General features: G+C 40.3%; 2 protein-coding genes. Both read right to left on the minus strand.

Annotated elements, in window-relative coordinates; all coding sequences use genetic code 11:
- Positions 1-51: 51 nt before the first annotated feature.
- The gene (locus QVO88_RS11155; RefSeq protein ID WP_022288535.1) at positions 52-201 is read right to left on the minus strand and encodes a hypothetical protein; all 150 of its coding nucleotides are present in this window, start codon (positions 199-201) and stop codon (positions 52-54) included.
- A 32-nt stretch (positions 202-233) separates the two neighbouring features.
- On the minus strand, positions 234-1,000 hold a 767-nt coding region (locus QVO88_RS11160; RefSeq protein WP_288178029.1), incomplete at its 5' end, for a restriction endonuclease subunit S.

The following is a 1,000-nucleotide window of genomic DNA, read 5'->3' on the forward strand; positions in this document are numbered from 1 at the left end:
ATTTTTTAAGTTAGCAACTTTAATGTATTTATCAGCCATTGTTATACCTCCTTAAAATGTCACTGTCACATTCAGTATGGCCGCCGCTATCCAATAGACGGATTTCTTGTAGTCCTTTTGCAAAGCGTATATGATAGCCGCTCCCACGTCCAACAGGATAAGCAGCAGCGGAAAAATGTATTCAGGTTTTATTTTCATCATTGCTTATTCCTCCTCAAACTTTTGTGCTCTTGTTACGGGAACATTCCCTCCAAATGATATTTCTTGAAACATTGCCATGACTCTTTTTCTTGATAAACCTCATCATACCTTGCCTGAATGCCGTCAAGCGTCATAGCTATTTCTTGCTGATACTTCACTTCGGGATAGTACGTAACTTGCATGAATTTGAAAATCTCAGGATTAATATTCATTCCGCTCTGATATCGTGCCAAAAACGCTTCCATTTCATATTCCAAGATATAGAAAAGATATCTCGTTCCCATGCTCTTGTCTTTGGGTTGAAATACGCCGTACTTGGTTTCCAGCTCTGAGTTCTCGCAAAGATATCTTACTTTTCCGTCCGTAGCGGATAGTTGAATATAGACAGTGCCTGCCTCGTATACTTTGCCTTTTTTCACACGTTCAAACGTCACAAGGTCAAGCAGTGGCTTGCGTTCTTTCTTGGCGTGTGAAAGAATATAGTCAGTGCGGTTTTCAAGATTTTTCAATTCAAGCCATGTTGCCATGGTTTCACCAACAATATCCTGCTCGGTGAAGAATTTCAAAAAATCGTCCTTGACCTGATTATATTCATCATCACCGCAGAGGTCTTTCAGCGTTGCCATAAGGTCATTCGTTGCCTTACGCACTTCAAGTTCGCTTTGTATCAGCTCTTTGCAGAGGTCTTTCAAAGGCGGAAGTTCTTCCTTTTCAAACGTGTCAACATAGCGTGGAATGTTCAAATTGTAGTCATTCTTAGCAATTTCCTCATAGCTTGCCACGTTTGAGAATTTTTCAA

The sequence above is a fragment of the Ruminococcus sp. CAG:57 genome, assembly GCF_000435935.1.
Taxonomy (GTDB): Bacteria; Bacillota; Clostridia; order Oscillospirales; family Ruminococcaceae; genus Hominimerdicola; species Hominimerdicola aceti.